General features: G+C 46.2%; 19 protein-coding genes. 17 read left to right on the forward strand and 2 right to left on the reverse strand.

Annotated elements, in window-relative coordinates; translation table 11 throughout:
* Nucleotides 1-63: 63 nt before the first annotated feature.
* From SporoP33_RS10355 to SporoP33_RS10390, 8 genes are all read left to right on the forward strand, one after another.
* Complete coding sequence (locus SporoP33_RS10355; RefSeq protein WP_081243626.1) at nucleotides 64-426, forward strand: hypothetical protein; 363 nt, start codon at nucleotides 64-66, stop codon at nucleotides 424-426.
* Between the two features lie 58 nt (nucleotides 427-484).
* Nucleotides 485-946, forward strand: coding sequence for a DinB family protein (locus SporoP33_RS10360; protein ID WP_081243627.1), 462 nt, complete (start codon nucleotides 485-487; stop codon nucleotides 944-946).
* Nucleotides 947-1,144: 198 nt separating this feature from the next.
* Nucleotides 1,145-1,489 carry a lmo0954 family membrane protein gene (locus SporoP33_RS10365; protein ID WP_081243628.1) on the forward strand — a complete coding sequence of 115 codons (345 nt, stop codon included), beginning with the start codon at nucleotides 1,145-1,147 and terminating at the stop codon, nucleotides 1,487-1,489.
* A 14-nt stretch (nucleotides 1,490-1,503) separates the two neighbouring features.
* Complete coding sequence (locus SporoP33_RS10370) at nucleotides 1,504-2,136, forward strand: PspA/IM30 family protein (RefSeq protein WP_081243629.1); 633 nt, start codon at nucleotides 1,504-1,506, stop codon at nucleotides 2,134-2,136.
* Nucleotides 2,137-2,186: 50 nt separating this feature from the next.
* Nucleotides 2,187-2,888: a cell wall-active antibiotics response protein LiaF gene (liaF, locus tag SporoP33_RS10375; RefSeq protein ID WP_081243630.1), complete on the forward strand. Its 702-nt coding sequence runs from the start codon at nucleotides 2,187-2,189 to the stop codon at nucleotides 2,886-2,888.
* Nucleotides 2,885-3,928: a sensor histidine kinase gene (locus SporoP33_RS10380; protein WP_081243631.1), complete on the forward strand. Its 1,044-nt coding sequence runs from the start codon at nucleotides 2,885-2,887 to the stop codon at nucleotides 3,926-3,928. Before liaF ends, SporoP33_RS10380 begins: the two co-directional genes overlap by 4 nt.
* Nucleotides 3,903-4,535: a response regulator gene (locus SporoP33_RS10385; protein ID WP_081243632.1), complete on the forward strand. Its 633-nt coding sequence runs from the start codon at nucleotides 3,903-3,905 to the stop codon at nucleotides 4,533-4,535. The genes SporoP33_RS10380 and SporoP33_RS10385 overlap by 26 nt, the downstream gene beginning before the upstream one ends.
* A 274-nt stretch (nucleotides 4,536-4,809) precedes the next feature.
* Nucleotides 4,810-5,640, forward strand: coding sequence for an undecaprenyl-diphosphate phosphatase (locus SporoP33_RS10390; RefSeq protein WP_081243633.1), 831 nt, complete (start codon nucleotides 4,810-4,812; stop codon nucleotides 5,638-5,640).
* A 90-nt stretch (nucleotides 5,641-5,730) separates the two neighbouring features.
* On the opposite strand, the gene SporoP33_RS10395 is transcribed toward SporoP33_RS10390, so the two are convergent.
* Nucleotides 5,731-6,468, reverse strand: coding sequence for an MBL fold metallo-hydrolase (locus SporoP33_RS10395; RefSeq protein WP_081243634.1), 738 nt, complete (start codon nucleotides 6,466-6,468; stop codon nucleotides 5,731-5,733).
* Between the two features lie 154 nt (nucleotides 6,469-6,622).
* On the opposite strand from SporoP33_RS10395, the gene SporoP33_RS10400 reads away from it, so the two are divergent.
* From SporoP33_RS10400 to SporoP33_RS10420, 5 genes are all read left to right on the forward strand, one after another.
* The gene (locus SporoP33_RS10400) at nucleotides 6,623-7,819 is read left to right on the forward strand and encodes a class I SAM-dependent rRNA methyltransferase (protein ID WP_081243635.1); all 1,197 of its coding nucleotides are present in this window, start codon (nucleotides 6,623-6,625) and stop codon (nucleotides 7,817-7,819) included.
* Nucleotides 7,820-7,903: 84 nt separating this feature from the next.
* On the forward strand, nucleotides 7,904-8,290 hold the full coding sequence (locus tag SporoP33_RS10405) for a hypothetical protein (RefSeq protein WP_081243636.1): 387 nt from the start codon (nucleotides 7,904-7,906) through the stop codon (nucleotides 8,288-8,290).
* A gap of 16 nt (nucleotides 8,291-8,306) precedes the next feature.
* Nucleotides 8,307-8,801: a DUF1648 domain-containing protein gene (locus SporoP33_RS10410; protein WP_081243637.1), complete on the forward strand. Its 495-nt coding sequence runs from the start codon at nucleotides 8,307-8,309 to the stop codon at nucleotides 8,799-8,801.
* A gap of 101 nt (nucleotides 8,802-8,902) precedes the next feature.
* The gene (locus SporoP33_RS10415) at nucleotides 8,903-10,627 is read left to right on the forward strand and encodes a DUF2207 domain-containing protein (protein WP_081243638.1); all 1,725 of its coding nucleotides are present in this window, start codon (nucleotides 8,903-8,905) and stop codon (nucleotides 10,625-10,627) included.
* 28 nt (nucleotides 10,628-10,655) lie between these two features.
* Nucleotides 10,656-12,083 carry a cryptochrome/photolyase family protein gene (locus SporoP33_RS10420; RefSeq protein ID WP_081243639.1) on the forward strand — a complete coding sequence of 476 codons (1,428 nt, stop codon included), beginning with the start codon at nucleotides 10,656-10,658 and terminating at the stop codon, nucleotides 12,081-12,083.
* On the opposite strand, the gene SporoP33_RS10425 is transcribed toward SporoP33_RS10420, so the two are convergent.
* Nucleotides 12,053-12,934: a MerR family transcriptional regulator gene (locus SporoP33_RS10425; protein WP_196796768.1), complete on the reverse strand. Its 882-nt coding sequence runs from the start codon at nucleotides 12,932-12,934 to the stop codon at nucleotides 12,053-12,055. The genes SporoP33_RS10420 and SporoP33_RS10425 overlap by 31 nt on opposite strands.
* Before the next feature lie 127 nt (nucleotides 12,935-13,061).
* Here SporoP33_RS10425 and SporoP33_RS10430 point away from each other — a divergent pair, with 127 nt between their 5' ends.
* From SporoP33_RS10430 to SporoP33_RS10445, 4 genes are all read left to right on the forward strand, one after another.
* Entirely contained in the window at nucleotides 13,062-13,508 is a 447-nt protein-coding gene (locus SporoP33_RS10430) for a hypothetical protein (RefSeq protein ID WP_081243641.1), read from the forward strand.
* 137 nt (nucleotides 13,509-13,645) lie between these two features.
* The gene (locus SporoP33_RS10435; RefSeq protein ID WP_081243642.1) at nucleotides 13,646-14,938 is read left to right on the forward strand and encodes a globin-coupled sensor protein; all 1,293 of its coding nucleotides are present in this window, start codon (nucleotides 13,646-13,648) and stop codon (nucleotides 14,936-14,938) included.
* 17 nt (nucleotides 14,939-14,955) lie between these two features.
* Entirely contained in the window at nucleotides 14,956-16,026 is a 1,071-nt protein-coding gene (locus tag SporoP33_RS10440) for an ABC transporter permease (protein WP_081243643.1), read from the forward strand.
* Between the two features lie 3 nt (nucleotides 16,027-16,029).
* Entirely contained in the window at nucleotides 16,030-16,710 is a 681-nt protein-coding gene (locus SporoP33_RS10445; protein ID WP_081243644.1) for an ABC transporter ATP-binding protein, read from the forward strand.
* The last annotated feature ends 581 nt before the right edge of the window (nucleotides 16,711-17,291 follow it).

Below are 17,291 nucleotides of genomic sequence, written 5' to 3' on the forward strand. Positions count from 1 at the left end.
GAATAAGGGTATGTATAGGGAGTGCAGTCTCTTTAATGACAGCATGAAAGGGAGGAATGGAATATGACAATTGTTGACGGGAAGTATCCAAACAAAAAAGATCTGACGCCAAAAGTAATGGAAATCGATGAGCAGACCGATACAGTCGAAGGTGTAGTAGTACCTGACGAATTACCGCTTGCTGATCCGGCGGATTCTGATTCAAGTGCGGAGTTCAGGGAAAATGCACAGGACGATACAGGGGAACATAAACCTTCTGCTTACAGTCAAAATAAATCACCAAGCCAAAATTATCATGATCTGACACCGGGCGAGCAATTCCCGTATGGAGATCAGGAGGCATATAACCGCGAATACAACCGCGAAGCGCACGACCAGTGGAATGAACACAAGAATATCAAAAAGAATGATGATTCTCCGTTGTAAGTCAGCCCGCCCATAGCGCGAGGCTGTTTTTAGATTAACTGATGAAAGGGTGGAAAGAATGGGTGCGCAGCAACAATTCTCCATGGCAAGAGGCTATACGTTAAGCCGTCTCAAACGGGCAGACGAACATATGTGGGACGCACAGCCAGAAGGGTTTTCCAATACGGTGCGATGGAACGCGGGGCATATTTATGAGTCTGCAGAAGATTTTCTGAGCCGTGCAATGAATGACTACCCAGTCGCCAAGGCGGAGTGGGCAGAATTCTTTTCATCGGGTACAAGCCCCTCTTCATGGCCCGGTATTCCGCCGGCGGAAGAAGAGCTGATTGCCGCATTGAAAGATCAGGGCAAACGAATCTCGCAGCTGACTGAAGAACAATTGGCATATCGGCTGGACCCGCCGCTGTCTATCGGCAAACTGATCACGATGGAAACTGTCGATGAAGTTCTGCAATTTCTAACCTGGCATGAAGGCATGCACGCAGGCTTAATAGACGGCCTAATGAAAGTAAATAAGTAAAGCTGAACAGTCAGAATATATCTGGCTGTTTTTTTATGTGCAGAAAAATGCACCTCCCCAATCATCCAATAAACCGCGCCATTGCAAGTCTTGCATCACGCTCAGCCTTAAGTCTGAGTTAGAAATCCGCTATGGGACCGTCGGAGAAAACAGAAATTCATTATAAACTAAAGTTACAAATGAAGGGAGGACATCAACATGAAGAAATTTGGATTATTCCTGCTGGGCATCATAGCAGGTTTGGCATTGGTAGTAAATCTGGGTTCAATTATCGCGCTGGCCATAACAGGTGCGATTGCGCTCGTCAGTTTCCATTATTGGAGAAAGAGTTATTCGATGTTCGCGAAAGTATTTTGGATGGCTGTATTGATCATCAGTCTGATTGGCTCTATTTCAAACATCGGTGCATTCATTGGAATTATCGCACTGATCGGGGTCTATTATGTATGGCGCCAGTGGAATGACCGCAATGTGAATCCGGACGTAACATCAGATGACCCGTTTACGAATTTTGAACGCCAGTGGAATGAATTGACAAAATAAAGGAGAGATGAATAATGAACGCATTTTGGCATCGATTAAAATATACTGTACAGGAAGATTTGAGCACGCTGCTGGACAAGCCGCAAAAGAAAGAGAATCCGCTTGCGTTATTGAATCAATATTTCTTAGACGCACAAAAGCAAACGGCAGAAATCGGGAAATTGCTTGAGCGTCAAGGACGCCTGAAAGAAGAGCTGGAAAATGAACGGCAAGACGCAGATTTGATGGCGATGAAACGCCGACGTCAGCTGGAATTGGCTGAAGCAACGGGTGAAGCGGAGCTGATCGCGTTTGCGCAACAGGAAGTGGAAGCGTATGAAGGACGGGTGGCCCGATTGTCAGCGAGTATTCAGGATGCTGTGCAGGAATTGCTGTCATTAGAACGGAAATTTGAAGAAATGAAGCACCGCGTGAAGGATATGCGGGTCCGTCAGCTGCAGCTGATGGGCAAAGAAAACGTCATGCGCGCAAAGGAAAAAATGGATCGTTTCGTGAAGCCGGACAGCACAATCTCATCGCTTGATGACTTGCATTCGTTCATTGAAGACCTTGGCGGCAGCACGGGAAGAGCGCAGTCTCACTCTTCCATGGAGCAGCGACTTGATTCATTGGAGAAATCTAACGCAAAATCTCAGGATATTGTGTAAACTATAGGAGGGAGCTATGCGCTTCCTCTGCCGGGAAGGGAGAGAATGAAATGGCAAAGATGGATTCTTCTAAAGTCTCTGTATATGTTCTGGGTTTGCTGACAATAGCGTTTGTCGAATCCTTGTTATTTTCAAATGGTAATTTTATTTTCCTCCTTCTCGGTTGGGGATGCCTTGATTATGGCTATCGAAAGCGGGAGAAATGGACAGCGATTGCGGGAATTGTCTTCATCGTCATTGCACTTTTGACATTATGGAGCGTACGGCTGCTGATCCTGGCGATTGTACTGTACATTATCCTGAAATTATGGAGGGGCACACCGGCCGATGAAGTCTTTGGTGATTTGACAAAGCCGAGGAAAAGACGGTCACAAGGTTTATGGAGGAATCGTCTATTTTCCGTCCAATCTACCCCGTTCTCAACGTATGAGTGGGAAGATGTGCACTTGCAGGGGTTTTTCGGTGATGTACATGTCGATGTGACGGATACAGTTTTGCCTAAAGGTGCTTCTACGATTTCGATTCGTCAAATCTTTGGAAGAATTACAATAGAAGTGCCGTATGATATTCCGGTCAGGATTCATTATGCGACATTGTACGGTGAGGCGAAGATGTTAGAGAATGACACACAGCAATTATTTAATGAGTCTGTGCAGGAACAGGATGGCTATGGAACGAAACGGCCGAATGATCCTGAATTGATCATTACGTTATTTACATGGATCGGCGATGTGGAGGTGCGCAGAAAATGAAAGCAATCATAGGGCGCACCATCTTGTTGACGCTGATGTTCAGCGTGATTATCGCCATCTTTTTCTATTTCTTTATCAATGTGCCGCTTGAAGAATATCGCGGATTGCTGTTTAATACGGAAGCTGCAGATATGCCGCTGCTCGCCTGGCTGTTCACGACGATTTTCATCATCAGCCTAGGGCTCGCAAGCTGGATCAGCCTGCACAGCAGGATGAAAGAGAATGTGATTATCGGGAAGCTGGAAGATCTCTATGCCAAGCAGCAATTTACGCATTCCCATAAGATGAAGAAAAAAATGAATCGCTCGATTGAACAGTTGTATGAAGTGTTGGAAGCACAGAGGAGCAGTTTGCGGCGGATTACTGATGAACGGGTCGAAACGCAGGATAGAATTATTCAAGAACGAATCGTCCAAGAACGTCAGCGATTGGCGAGAGAGCTGCATGATTCGGTGTCCCAGCAGCTATTCGCGGCTTCGATGCTTTTGTCAGCGCTCGTAGAACAGTCGGATGAAGACTCTATTCATAAGCCGCTGCTGCAAGTGGAAAAAATGGTTCAGCAGGCCCAGCTTGAGATGCGGGCGCTGCTCCTTCATTTACGCCCAGCTGCACTGCATAATAAGACACTTGCACAGGGGCTGGAAGAGCTGCTTCAGGAATTACAGGAAAAAGTGACGTTTGACATTACGCACCGGTTAGAAGATATCGAGTTATCCAAAGGTGCAGAAGATCATTTATTCCGAATCGCACAGGAAACGTTATCAAATACACTTCGGCATGCGCAAGCAACGGAAGTGGAAGTGTTATTGATTGAACGGGCTGGACTCGCTATTTTGCGCGTGCAGGACAATGGAGTCGGGTTTAAACAGGATGACGGAAAAGGCGGCTCATACGGCCTGCAAAATGTACAGGAACGTGCGATTGAAATTGGCGGAAGCTGTAAGATTGTATCGGTGCCTTCCCAAGGAACCATTGTGGAAGTGAAATTGCCGATTCTGAAAGGGGAGCTGGCGGATGATTCGAGTATTATTAGTGGATGACCATGAAATGGTGCGGATTGGTGTGTCGACGTATTTACAGATGCAGCCGGACATCGAAGTAATCGGAGAAGCGGAAAACGGACAGATTGCTGTGGAGAAAGCGCTGGAGCTGCGTCCTGATATTATCCTGATGGATATGGTCATGCCAGTCATGAACGGTGCCGAGGCAACGGCGGCCATTATTGCGAAGTGGCCGGAAGCAAAGGTGATCATCGTCACCAGTTTCCTTGATGATGATAAACTGTATCCTGCGCTGGAGGCCGGAGCAGTCAGTTATATTTTGAAGACGTCCAATGCAAAGCGCGTGGCTGATGCGATCAGAGATACAATGCAGGGTCAAACAGTGCTTGAACCAGAAGTGACGTCGAAAATGATGACGAAAATGCGCGCCGGAGATACACATGCCCTGCATGAAGAGTTAACTGACCGCGAGCTGGAAGTGCTGTTATTATTGGCAAAGGGGAAATCCAATCAGGAAATAGCAGATGAACTGTTTATCGCGCTGAAAACTGTGAAGACGCATGTCAGTAATCTATTATCCAAACTCGAAGTCCAGGACCGCACACAGGCGGTTATTTATGCATTTCAGAATAAATTAACGGACTGACAGTCATAGTGATAGAGAGCAGGACATAGTAATAGATACATGCTGTATTGTGGATAAAATGAAATATATGCACGAATAGTCAGAAATTATGGACTTTTCCACAATCTATCCACGCACTATGTGCATAAGTAATCAAGTGTATGCAAAAAAATAATGTATGCACATGTGGATAAAGAAATTTTGCCGGAAACTTATCCACTGCTGCATGCGTCATGGTAGTCTGGGATAAGAAAATAGAATAGCAGAAGGGAAGCCTTCGCGGAAAGAGAGTCATATGGAATTATTTGATTTAATTAAAGCGCTGATTTTAGGATTTGTAGAAGGAATGACGGAATTCGCGCCTGTATCCTCAACAGGTCACTTAATTATTGTCGACGATATGTGGCTGAAGACGGAAGAGTTCCTCGGAAAGTATCCTGCGATTACATTCAAGATTGTTATCCAGCTCGGATCCATTTTGGCTGTCGTCGTCGTGTTTTGGAAACGATTGTTCAGTCTCGTCGGCTTATATAAAGTGGACAGCGGTGTAAAAGTGAGCGAACGTTTTAATTTGCTGCACGTCATCGTGGGGATGTTGCCTGCAGTCATTTTCGGATTTGCGTTCAAGGATTTGATTGATGATTATTTATTCGGCGTGGAAACGGTTATTATTGCGCTCGTTGCAGGTGCGCTGCTGATGATTGCGGCTGATAAATTCGGACCGAAGCAGCCGCGTGTAGAGACGCTGGACCAAATTACATACAGACAGGCGTTCACCGTCGGACTAGTGCAGTGTTTATCACTGTGGCCAGGCTTTTCCCGTTCAGGTGCAACGATTTCAGGTGGTGTACTGTTCGGGATGAATCACCGGACGGCCGCGGATTTCACATTTATTATGGCAGTGCCGATTATGATGGGCGCGAGCCTAGTGTCGGTATTAAAGAACTGGGAGTATATGTCGATGGATGATATCGGCTTTTACGCAGTCGGCTTTTTGAGTGCGTTTATCTTCGCATTGATTTCGATTCGTTTCTTCTTGAAGCTGATCTCAAAAGTCAAGCTGATTCCGTTTGCGATTTATCGTATTATACTGGCAGTAATCTTGGCAGTAATTGTGTATTTATAAGAAATAATGCGACCTTTGCGGAATTGGCAGAGGTCGCTTTTTTGCGGGGAGTGATATAAAGTCTGGCAGCATGTGCCAAAAGCCGTGAGATTACAGTAATTCATATTTCTTTCCGACTTCCGCAATCTCTGCGGGTCCACTAAATTTCTTCTTCGCTTCATACAAGATATCACTGACGTCACCGTGATGCGGCAAGTGAGTGAGGACAAGCTGTGTGACACTGGCCTGTTGTGCTAAAGTTCCTGCCTCACTGCCTGCAAGATGTCCGGGCGATTTGCCAAGATGTTCTTCGTATAGATTCGCTTCGCTGAACAGGATGTCTGCGTGTTGTGCGAATGTGACTAGTTGATCGGACCATTCGGTATCTGCGGTGAAGACGGCGGACTTGCCGTTCACTGTGAATTTCACCGCAAGGCAGTAAACGGGATGAACAGTAGGACAGAATGTCACAGTAAATGGCCCGATTTGAACTGAACTATGTTCTTGAATTTCAATTCCTTGCGTCTGTTCTTTGTAAGTCAGCTTGGCAAACTGTTCTTTGTCCTGCTTATGCCCGTATATTGGCAAGGCAGGTGACGGCTGTCCAAGGTAATATTGGATGATCCGGCTGAACTGGAGACTGCCGATGTCTGCAATGTGGTCTGCGTGGTAATGGCTGATCACGACGGCGTCAAGCTGTTCCAGTGCGATATAGTTTTGCAGGGATGACAACACACCGCTGCCGCAGTCAAACAGGCAATGAAACCCGTCTTGTTCGATCAGAAAAGATGAGGTGGCGCTGTTTGCTTTCGGATAGCCGCCCCAGATGCCTAGTGGAATAATGTTCATGGAACTCCTCCTATTTTGTCAGTTGTTTCTGCCAGTGTAGCGTGAGCTGTCTGCGGATTGCAATAAACAGCAAGCCTGGATTAGATGATGATGTCACTTTCTCTTTGAGTCCAAGCATGCGATAATAGAGAAAATACACTTTAAGGATGACGATATGAGTAAATTAGTTGAAATACAGTTAAATGCACAAGGTACAGTGGCTTTAAAGAAGGGATATCCGTTAATTTTAAAGGATTCCGTAATGACAGGTGAAATCCGGGCGAAGGAAGGCGATTTGATTCGTCTGACGGACCGCTATCATAAATTTTTGGCTACAGGCTATTATGGAATTCAAAATAAAGGCATCGGCTGGGTGCTGACTGCCAATGAAAATGAAGAGATTGATTTTGATTTCTTTGATCAGAAAATGTCGGCTGCGTTTGAGCGCCGAAATGCGTATATGGAAGATCCTGATACGACAGCTTTTCGTTTGTTTAACGGAGAAGGTGACGGCATCGGCGGTTTCACCATCGATTATTTTGACGGCTATTATCTGATCAGCTGGTACAGTGAAGGTATTTATGCGTTCCGTCACCATGTCTATAATGTGCTTGAAAAGCGTACGGAATACAAAGCAATTTATGAAAAGAAGCGCTTTGATTCAAAAGGGCAGTATGTGGAGCAGGATGATTACGTGAAAGGAACACCGGGTGATTTCCCGATTATTATTAAAGAGAACGGCATGAGCTTCGCGGTTGACTTGAATGACGGAGCTATGACGGGGATATTCCTGGATCAGCGGGACGTCCGTGAAACGATTCGGGATAATTATTCAGAAGGCCGTGAAGTGCTGAACACATTCTCGTACACGGGCGCATTTTCAGTGGCGGCTGCATTGGGCGGCGCGGCGAAGACGACGAGTGTGGATTTGGCGAAGCGCAGTGTCGCAAAGACGATTGAACAGTTCAGCGTTAACGGCATTGATTATGAACAGCAGGACATTAAAGTAATGGATGTCTTCGATTACTTCCGTTATGCGAAGCGCCATGACATGAAGTTTGGATTGGTCATCCTTGACCCGCCAAGCTTTGCGCGTTCCAAGAAATACACATTCAGTACGGCAAAAGATTATCCGATGCTTATGAAAGAAGCGATTGCTGTTACCGAGAAGAACGGAATTATCGTGGCATCGACGAACAACGCGAGCTTCAGCATGAAGAAGTTCAAAGGCTTCATTGAGCAGGCGTTCAAAGAGATGGATATCCGCTATAAAGTGCTGGAAGAATCTACGCTGCCGAGAGATTTCCGCACGCCGCGGGACTATCCCGAATTTAATTATTTAAAAGTGGTTATCTTGAAAAAGTTACGCTAAACCGTCACAGAAAAGTCGGGTGACAATGACAATATTTCCTAGTACGCTTGAAGTAATCATGCGGTGAAACGGGAGGTAATGACTATGAAACAGTTGCTTGCGCTGCTGGTATTAGCATCTGCTTTTCTGGTGACGGGCTGCTCGAATGTGTACAGTGCGGAAGACGGCTACCGGATGGCGATCATTAATCAGGGCTTTCCTGTCCCAAAAGAAGCGTACGAAGTAAAACCGGAAGATTGTGTAGGGGAGATAACCAAATCTGCAAAGTATAAGCTGAAAGGAATCGGCGACGCTGACGGCAATCCTCCAGAGCATTATTTGCGTACGATAGAAGAATGGGGCTGGATGGAAATGCCAGAGGAACGCAGAGGCTCCATTCATTTCTACGAGAAAAAAGGCAAGATCATGTCGCTGAATATCCAGCAGAACGTATTCGATGTTTTTGAAATGACTAGCGCAACAGATTCATAAGTGAGGTGACGGGAATATGCAGATGGAAAAACCGAAGCTGGACATTGAGAAGCCTGCTGTTGCGAAAGCGTTTGATGTGCTGGTTATCGCTTTATTCGCTGCTGCTCTCGTCTACTTGGTATTGCAGTGGGGTCAATTACCGGACCGAATCCCAACTCATTTCGGTCCGGACGGAGAAGCAGACCGCTACGGTTCGAGAATGGAATTATTATTGCTGCCGTTTATTGCGGCCGTCATGTGGGCAGGGATGACTGCGCTGGAGAAGTATCCGCATATGTATAATTACTTAAATTTGCGGCCCGATACTATGGAAATTCAATATCGTTATGGTGTGCTCTTCATGAACGTTGTAAAAAATCTCTCAGTATTGTTGTTCATTTTTTTGATCTGGCAGACAGTCGATATTGGATTAATGCGGACCGATTCATTGAACACGCCGATTTTCATCACAATCCTTGCCTTGCTGTTCGGTTCAATGGGTTATTACGTTTACCGGGTGATGAAGTTATAACGTCCGGCAGGGAAATGATACCAAGGGATTTCCAAGATTCTGTAAATAAATGAAACCAAAAATCACCTCTTATCGTATACCCATGATAAGAGGTGATTTTTATGAAGTGGAAACTGCTGCCTGTCGTGCTGCTGGCCTTTCTTTTCCTGCCGCCGACAGCAGGTGCGGTCGATTTCAGCATACCGGATGTAAAAATCAGCGCACAATTGGAGCCAGATGGCACTGTTCATGTAAAAGAGCAGCATACGTATGATTTTGAAAGTGAATTTAATGGTATCATTCGGGAAATCCAGCCGAAAGAGGGGGCGTCCATTGAACAGTTTACAGCTTATGAAAAAGGTGAAGAGCTGGCAGTCGAGAAACAACTGGCAGAATATCGTGTACATAGAAAGGGTAAGAATGAAGTAGTTACCTTTGATTTACAGTACACGATTACAGACGGACTGGAAAAGTACCAGGACGGCGTGCAATTCTACTGGCCGTTTTTCGATCGCCGCAATGAAACAGATTACGGCGATTTGACGATTACGGTTGTACCGCCTGCCAAAGCATCGGATGTGCTGTTTATAGGCTATGACAGTGCAAAAGAGAGCGGAGCGCTGAAGCAGGATGGGACAGTGGTGTTTTCTCTTGGAGAAGTCAGCGCAGGAGACAACGGCGATATTCGGGTGATCTACGAACCGTCCTTATTTCCCGCGATGACTGAGGGCAGCGGAAAAATCCGTCCTGAAGTTATTGCGGAGCAGCAACGGCAGGCTGCAGAACGCGCGCGGTTCATTTCGAATCAGCAAAAAACCGGTGCTGTCGGCGGCGCCGTTATGGCCGCAGGAGCAATCGGCGTGCTGCTGATAGGTTTCTTTGCAAATGCGCGGAGAAAAAAATACGTTCAAGAAGCGATGTATCAGATCGATTCGGATGGCTTTTATGTGCCGGTCAGCGAAATGAGTATGCCCGCGGTCCTTCTTTTCAAAAAAGGCACGGCATCGATTGAACTGATGTCGGCCGCATTGCTGGATTTAGTAAGGAAAGGACATGTGCGGCAGTTATCAGATGAAGAGTTTGAGCTGACCGATGCGAATGTCCAGCTCGACCATGAGAAACAATTAATCCAACTATTATTCTTCCAAATCGGCAAAGATCAACGATTTACCTTGAAAGAACTGGAAGGTTATACGAAAAAGAAGAAGAATTACGAAGCTTTCAACAGCAAGTTTGTCATGTGGAAAGACTTATTGAAAGCTGAACTAAAACGGTATGATGTGCAGGAACAGACAACAAAAGAGCGTGTGATTTTAAGCATGATCGGTGTTGCAGGGATTGGAATGTCTGTCTTTTTCATATACTACGAACTGTATATGCTGCTGATTACAGCGATCCTTTTGACTGCAGGGGCACTGGCTTTCGCTTTGTTTTACAATGCATATAATTTTGAAGGCACTCTGTTGGCTAAAGAATGGGAACGGGTAGAGCAGTGGATGAAGGAACTGGATACCAAGAAGTGGGACAGTTTATCCATTGATGACCGATTCCGCGTCCTCATCTACGGGGTGGGTGTTCAGCATCCGGAACTCGAAGCGTACTATGAAGATTTCGCAAGTGCCCAGAAGCGGCTAAATCAAAATAAAAAGACACATCACAGCGACGGATATCAAGAGTCACACCACGAAAGTGCATATTATGGCGGCGCTGTCTACAATCCGCTCTTCCTGACAGGTTCATTCGGCCAGGCGTCGACGAATGTGTCAGCCAACACACCAAGCAGCGACGGCGGCAGCAGTGCCGGGGGCGGAACGGGCGGAGGAGGCGGCGGATCCGGCGCGTTTTAACTGCAGTAAGTATAAGGGGATGAAGAGTATGGGAAAAACAATCGTTTGGTTCCGTAAAGATCTGCGTTTGCATGATCATCCGGCTTTGGCGGAGGCGGCAGCGCATGGGGATGTGCTGCCGGTTTTCATTTTACCGGAGACGCGCCATACTGCCTCGGACTGGTGGCTGCATTACAGCTTGCTGGACATTATCGCGCGCTTCAGAGAGCAGAAGATTCAGTTCGTTGTAAGAAAAGGACAGCCGGTCGAACAGCTGATGAAACTGATTAGGGAAAGTGGAGCCGACCAACTTGTATTTAATGAATTATATGATCCGAACAGCCGCGAACAAGAACGTGAACTGACAGCGGCATGTGAGAAAGCCCGGGTGCAGGTCCGGTCATTCCAAGGAACGCTGCTCGCAGCACCTGATGCGATTTTCAATAAAACGAATCAGCCGTATAAAGTATTTACACCGTTTTGGAAACGGCTGAGGCAGGAATTGATCGCGCGGCCGCTTGCAGCTCCCGAACTTAAGCCGTCTGACGGATGTTTTCCCTCACTAGCCGCGGAGGAATGGAGGTTATTGACCGGTCACGCATGGCATGAAAAGCTGGCCAAACACTGGAAACCCGGCGAAACAGCGGCCATGGAATGCTGGGAAACGTTTCGGGATCAAAGCTTGTCTAATTATCTGGAAGGCCGTGATCACCCTGCAACGTCTTATGTATCCCGGCTGTCGCCTTACGTGGCATGGGGAAATATCAGTGTACGTTCACTCTGGCATGGCGCGCTGAATGCAGCAGAATTGGCAGGGCACCAGCAGGCTGAAGCGTTCATTCGGCAATTAGCATGGCGAGATTTTGCCCACTATCAGTTGCTGTATTTTCCTGAAATGCTAAGCAAACCTGTACGCCCGGAGTTTGAAAAGTTTCCTTGGCAGCCGGCCGGTGATCAGCTGCAGGCGTGGAAAACAGGGCATACCGGTTATCCGTTAGTCGATGCGGGGATGCGTGAGTTATGGGAAACGGGCTATATGCATAATAGGGTACGAATGGTTGCTGCCTCGTTTTTAATTAAACATTTATTGATTGACTGGCGGGAGGGGATGAAGTGGTTTGAAGATACGCTGATCGATCTGGATGCGGCAAACAATTCCTTGGGGTGGCAATGGGTGGCGGGCAGCGGTTTTGACGCCTCGCCGTATTTCCGGGTGTTTAATCCAATTCTCCAGGCTGAAAAGTTCGATTCAGATGCCCGGTACATAAAAAAATGGCTGCCTGAATTAACAGACATGCCACTTGCCTATGTATTTCAGCCCGCGGACGCACCCGAAGACGTACTTAATGCAGCGGGGGTAACAATCGGCACTACCTACCCGGCTCCCATTGTTGATCATTGGGCTGCCCGTGATCGTGCTTTGGCTGCATATAACCTATGCAAAAATTACATGTCATCAATGGATTCAAGCATTTGAATATGCTGTAGGTTCAGCTGATCCAGACAGATATATGCACCATGACCGCCCAGATAAAAGTCGATCTCAGGGTGCTGGCCCGCGAATTCATCCAGCTCCTGAATCACCTGGGGATTATTTTCAAAAGGCAGTGCAGTGGATGCGGACAGCAGCACTTTGGACGGCTTGATCTTCTCAACAAATGACTGAATTGCTCCTTGAGCGGGGGAGGACCCGATCATAGCCGTGCGCCAGCCTTTGAGCATTAATTGCAGCAGGATAATATGCACGGGAATTTCATGTGATTCATTCGGGAGGCATGCCCCCAGCAATATAGGTGAATCCTCCCGATACTGGAAGTTTCGGCGCAGCTGAACGAGCTGATCCCGAACGACCAAACTGGACAGCGCCTCCTGATATTCATCCCATTCACCTGAAGCCCATTTTTCGCCTACTATCTTCAAAAATGGGACGGCGATTTGCTGCAAATACTGTTCTAACCCTAATCGGTGATAAGCAGCCTGCAACGTGAAATTCAATTCCAGCTCATCACATGTTTCTCCAAAACGTAACAAATCACATAATATTTCCTCGGCATGCGCATCTTTTGTATTGGATCCCATACTGGTCTTTTGCTGGGATTTTGCCATTTCAGAAGCCTGGGGCAGCGCAAAACCTTCTTCTGCATAACGTTTCATCAGCAAAAACAGACGGATATCTTCCTCTCGATAGACACGATAACCATTCTCAAGACGCTGCGGCACGACAATATCATAGCGCTCTTCCCATTTTCTCAAGACTTGTCTCGACAAGCCTGTTTGATCTGCCACTTGTTTAATTGTATACGTTGGGGTTTCAGATGAAGGCCTCAAAGCAATTCACCTTTCTTTATAAATGATTTAGCAGCCATACACCGCTCATTTCTTTATACATAACATTATACAGATATTTGACACGTTAAGTCAAATCTGTTATTTTACTGTGTAGGAAGGTGTCCAAATGAAAACTGACTATAGTGTGCAAGGTACATGGATTGGCATCGTAACAGGAATAGTCCTTGCTGTGTTTCTGAAAATAGTGCAGGCGGTCACAGGGCTTAAAGTATACACTTTGCTGTTGAATGTCGACTACATACCTGTCATCAAAGAATATGCATTTCCTGAAAGTATTGAAGTATTTTTTCATCTTATCATCTCAGTGGTGCTCTGTGTCATATTAGTTGTCTTTTATAGAAAAAGCACCGGTTTCATCCGCAGCCACGTGATTCTGTTTGTTTTTTTGGTGAACATCGCTATCGGTTTCTTGCTTTATCCGACGACTTCATTTTCCGATAGAACGCCAAGTGCAGGAGATCCGCTGTCGCTGTTTTGGTGGATTGCTGGCCACGGACTGTATGGTTTTCTTGCAGGAGTTCTGATGCGAAGACAAACTCTAAAGCTGAAATAGAACTTTGTCGATGAATTTCTCTAGCAGTTGCAATCATATCTATGTATAATAGACTAAAACAAACGTTATACAAGGTGTAAACAGATGAAGCGAACGGCAATTTATCTGTATTGGAAGAAGAAAAGGAGAATATCTATATGTGGATCACTAAAAAACGTAAACCGGCATCACTTATCCAATCTATTTCTTCTGCCCCTGTCAAATTGCAAATCTCCTCGAAGGAAGTGCAGCTGCAGCTGGACGCCATTCAGTTAAGAGAGCGTGACCTGCAGTTGCTGCGTGCATTGAAAGAGCCGATGAATGACCGAATTGATGAAATTGTAAAAGCATTCTACGCGAGTGTGACGGCAGTTCCTGAATTGTCTCAAATGATCAACAAACACAGCACGACAGATTATTTAAGCAAAACGCTCGCAATTCACCTTGGCGGACTATTTGAGGGAGTAATTGATGAAGCGTATATAGAGAACCGCAGTAAAGTAGCGAAATCCCATTTGCGGATCGGTCTGGAACCAAAATGGTACATCGCGGCGTTCGAAAACCTTCATATTACAATGCTTGAAATTTTATTTGATTTGGAATTGGAGCGCCATGAAGAACAGGAAATGATTGCGGCATTAAGTAAAATCTTGAACTTCGAGAAACAGCTCGTACTGGAAGCATTTGAAAAAAGCATGAATGAGGAAATCCGTGCAAATCAGCAGGCGGTGAAAGACAGTGTGAAACAGCAAATTGGCAGTATTGCGCTGAAAATCGAAGAGAAATCTGAGTCCACGTATTCTGTTGTCAGTGAGTTGATTGAACAGTCCGCGGAGCTCGACGGAAAAATCCAGGAAAGTATTGTGCGCTCTAAATCATCTGCAAATCAGGCGCAATCCGGAATTGACCAGATGACGCAGATGGTCCTGACATCGGAAACAATCGTCAAAGAAACAAAAGGCATGGCGGAACTGATTGAAGAACTGAATCGCGCTTCCATTCAGATAGAAGAGGTGGTGCAGCTGGTAAAGTCGATTGCCGATCAGACAAATCTGTTGGCGCTGAACTCGGCTATAGAAGCAGCGCGCGCAGGGGTGCACGGCAAAGGATTTGCTGTTGTGGCGGATGAAGTGCGCAATTTAGCCGATCAGACAAAGCGTTCGACTGATAATATTGCGCAGCTCGTTGCCGGATCCAAGGCGAAGACCCGGGCGGTTCATGACGCAATCGAAAATGTTACGAAGTTTGCAGATATAGGAATGAAGGAAACGGAAATGTCGAAGGAAACATTCCAGAGCATCACAGATACAGTCCGTTTGACAATTGATGATATTCAGCACTTCTCTGATCATATGAATAGTCTGCAAGAAGTTGTCACATCAATCGGCGGCGTATCAAAAGAAGTAGTTTCAACATCTTACGAGCTGGAAGAAGCAATTGAAGTCCTATAAAAGGAAGTGAATAGTATATGTTTTTGGCCTGGAGCGAAATCAAGAAAAATAAATTACGATTTTTATTGATTACATCAATTTTGCTGCTCGTGTCATTCCTCGTGTTCTTCCTGTCGGGTCTTGCCAATGGATTGGCGAGCATGAACAGGGAAGCAGTGGATGCATGGGGCGGCGATGCGATTGTACTGACTGAGGAGTCTGATAAGAGTTTGTATGAATCTGCGCTGGATAAACAATTGGCGGATGAACTCGGTGCGAAAGAAACCGCGGTTGTCAGCCAAATGGGTGCTATCGCAAACAACGGCGAAACGAAGCAGAACGTTATGCTATTCGGTATTGATAAAGAAGAATTCGTCAAACCCGAAGTCAGCGAAGGCGACCCGACATTTTACGTGCAAAACGGTGTTGTGGCATCTGACGTGCTGAAAGATGAAGGATTTAAAATCGGCGACACATTGGAATTATCTTCTTCCGATACAGAGCTGACGATTGTCGGCTTCACGAAAAAGGCGCGGTTCAATGCATCACCGATCCTGTATATGAAATTGAATGATATGCAGAAAATCAAATACGGCGATGCCTACAGTATGAATAAGAACCTAGTCAATGCGGTTATCGTCAGAGACAAAGACTGGAAGGACCTATCATTGCCTGACAATACGGAAATCATTGAAACTGAGATATTCATTGAGAATCTGCCGGGTTATACGGAACAAAATTTGACGCTGACGTATATGATCTACTTCCTGTTCGTCATTTCCGCTGCGATTGTCGCGATTTTCCTCTACGTCTTGACCGTGCAGAAAATCAGCATGTTCGGGTTGATGAAAGCACAAGGAATTTCGAGCACGTACTTGGCAAAGTCAGTCGTTGCGCAAACATTCATCCTAGCGCTGATCGGTGTTGTCGTCGGTTTCGGTCTGACATTGCTTGCAGGAAGCTTCCTGCCAAGTGCGGTGCCTGTGATGTTTGATATCCCGACGATGGTCATTTATGGCTTCATTTTGATAGCAGTGGCGATAATGGGAGCTGTCATTTCGGTTTGGACGATTATCCGAATTGATCCGCTCGAAGCGATAGGAGGGTAAGCGATGGTATTAGAATTACGGCGCGCGAAAAAGACTTTCGGTGAAGGCAATACGCTGGTTGAAGCTATGAAAGAAACTAATTTCATCGTAGAACGGGGCGAACTGGTCGCAGTCATCGGTCCGTCTGGTTCGGGAAAAAGCACGTTCCTGACAGTGGCGGGCGGACTGCAGACACCAAGCGAAGGCGAGGTCATCATTAACGGCAATGAATTGTCGAAGCTCAATGAAAAGCAGCGATCCAAAGTCCGTCTGCAGGAAATCGGCTTTATTTTGCAGGCATCCAACCTTGTGCCGTTCCTGACAGTCGATGAACAGCTTGAATTGCTGAATAAAGTGAAAAAGAATAATATGTCAAAAGACGAGCAGCGCAAACTGTATGAAGATCTGGGCATCACGAAGCTGCATAAGAACTATCCGTCTGATTTATCGGGAGGGGAGCGGCAGCGCGTTGCGATTGCCAAGGCGCTGTTCAGCAAACCGTCTATCCTTCTAGCGGATGAGCCGACTGCTTCACTCGACTCTGACCGGGCGTTTGAGGTCATGGAAATCTTACGCAATGAAACAAAATCCAATCAGACAGCGACGATTGTGGTGACACATGATATCCGATTGATTAAATATGTGGATAAAGTATACAAAATGACTGACGGCGTACTTGCGCTTGATGATACGGTTTATGAATAAAATAAATGCTCCAGACGGCCAAGAGTCATGGCAGTCTGGAGCATTTTTATTGTCTGTTTTTTGTGTGGCGCTCATGAAGTCATGTTAAGCGCTCAATGAGGTTTGGCAAGCGCTCATGGAGTCAGGTTAAGCGCTCAATGAGGTTTGGCAAGCGCTCATGAAGTCATGTTAAGCACTCAATGAGGTTTGGCAAGCGCTCATGAAGTCACGTTAAGCGCTCAATGAGGTTTGGCAAGCGCTCATGAAGTCAGGTTAAGCGCTCAATGAGGTTTGGCAAGCGCTCATGAAGTCAGGTTAAGCACTCAATGAGGTTTGGCAAGCGCTCATGAAGTCACGTTAAGCGCTCAATGAGGTTTGGCAAGCGCTCATGAAGTCAGGTTAAGCGCTCAATGAGGTTTGGCAAGCGCTCATGAAGTCAGGTTAAGCACTCAATGAGGTTTGGCAAGCGCTCATGAAGTCACGTTAAGCGCTCAATGAGGTTTGGCAAGCGCTCATGAAGTCACGTTAAGCGCTCAATGAGGTTTCTCAAGCGCTCATAAAGCCTGGTTAAGCGCTCAATGAGGCCTCGCAAGCGCTCATAA

This window comes from Sporosarcina sp. P33, assembly GCF_002077155.1.
In the GTDB taxonomy this organism is placed as follows: domain Bacteria; phylum Bacillota; class Bacilli; order Bacillales_A; family Planococcaceae; genus Sporosarcina.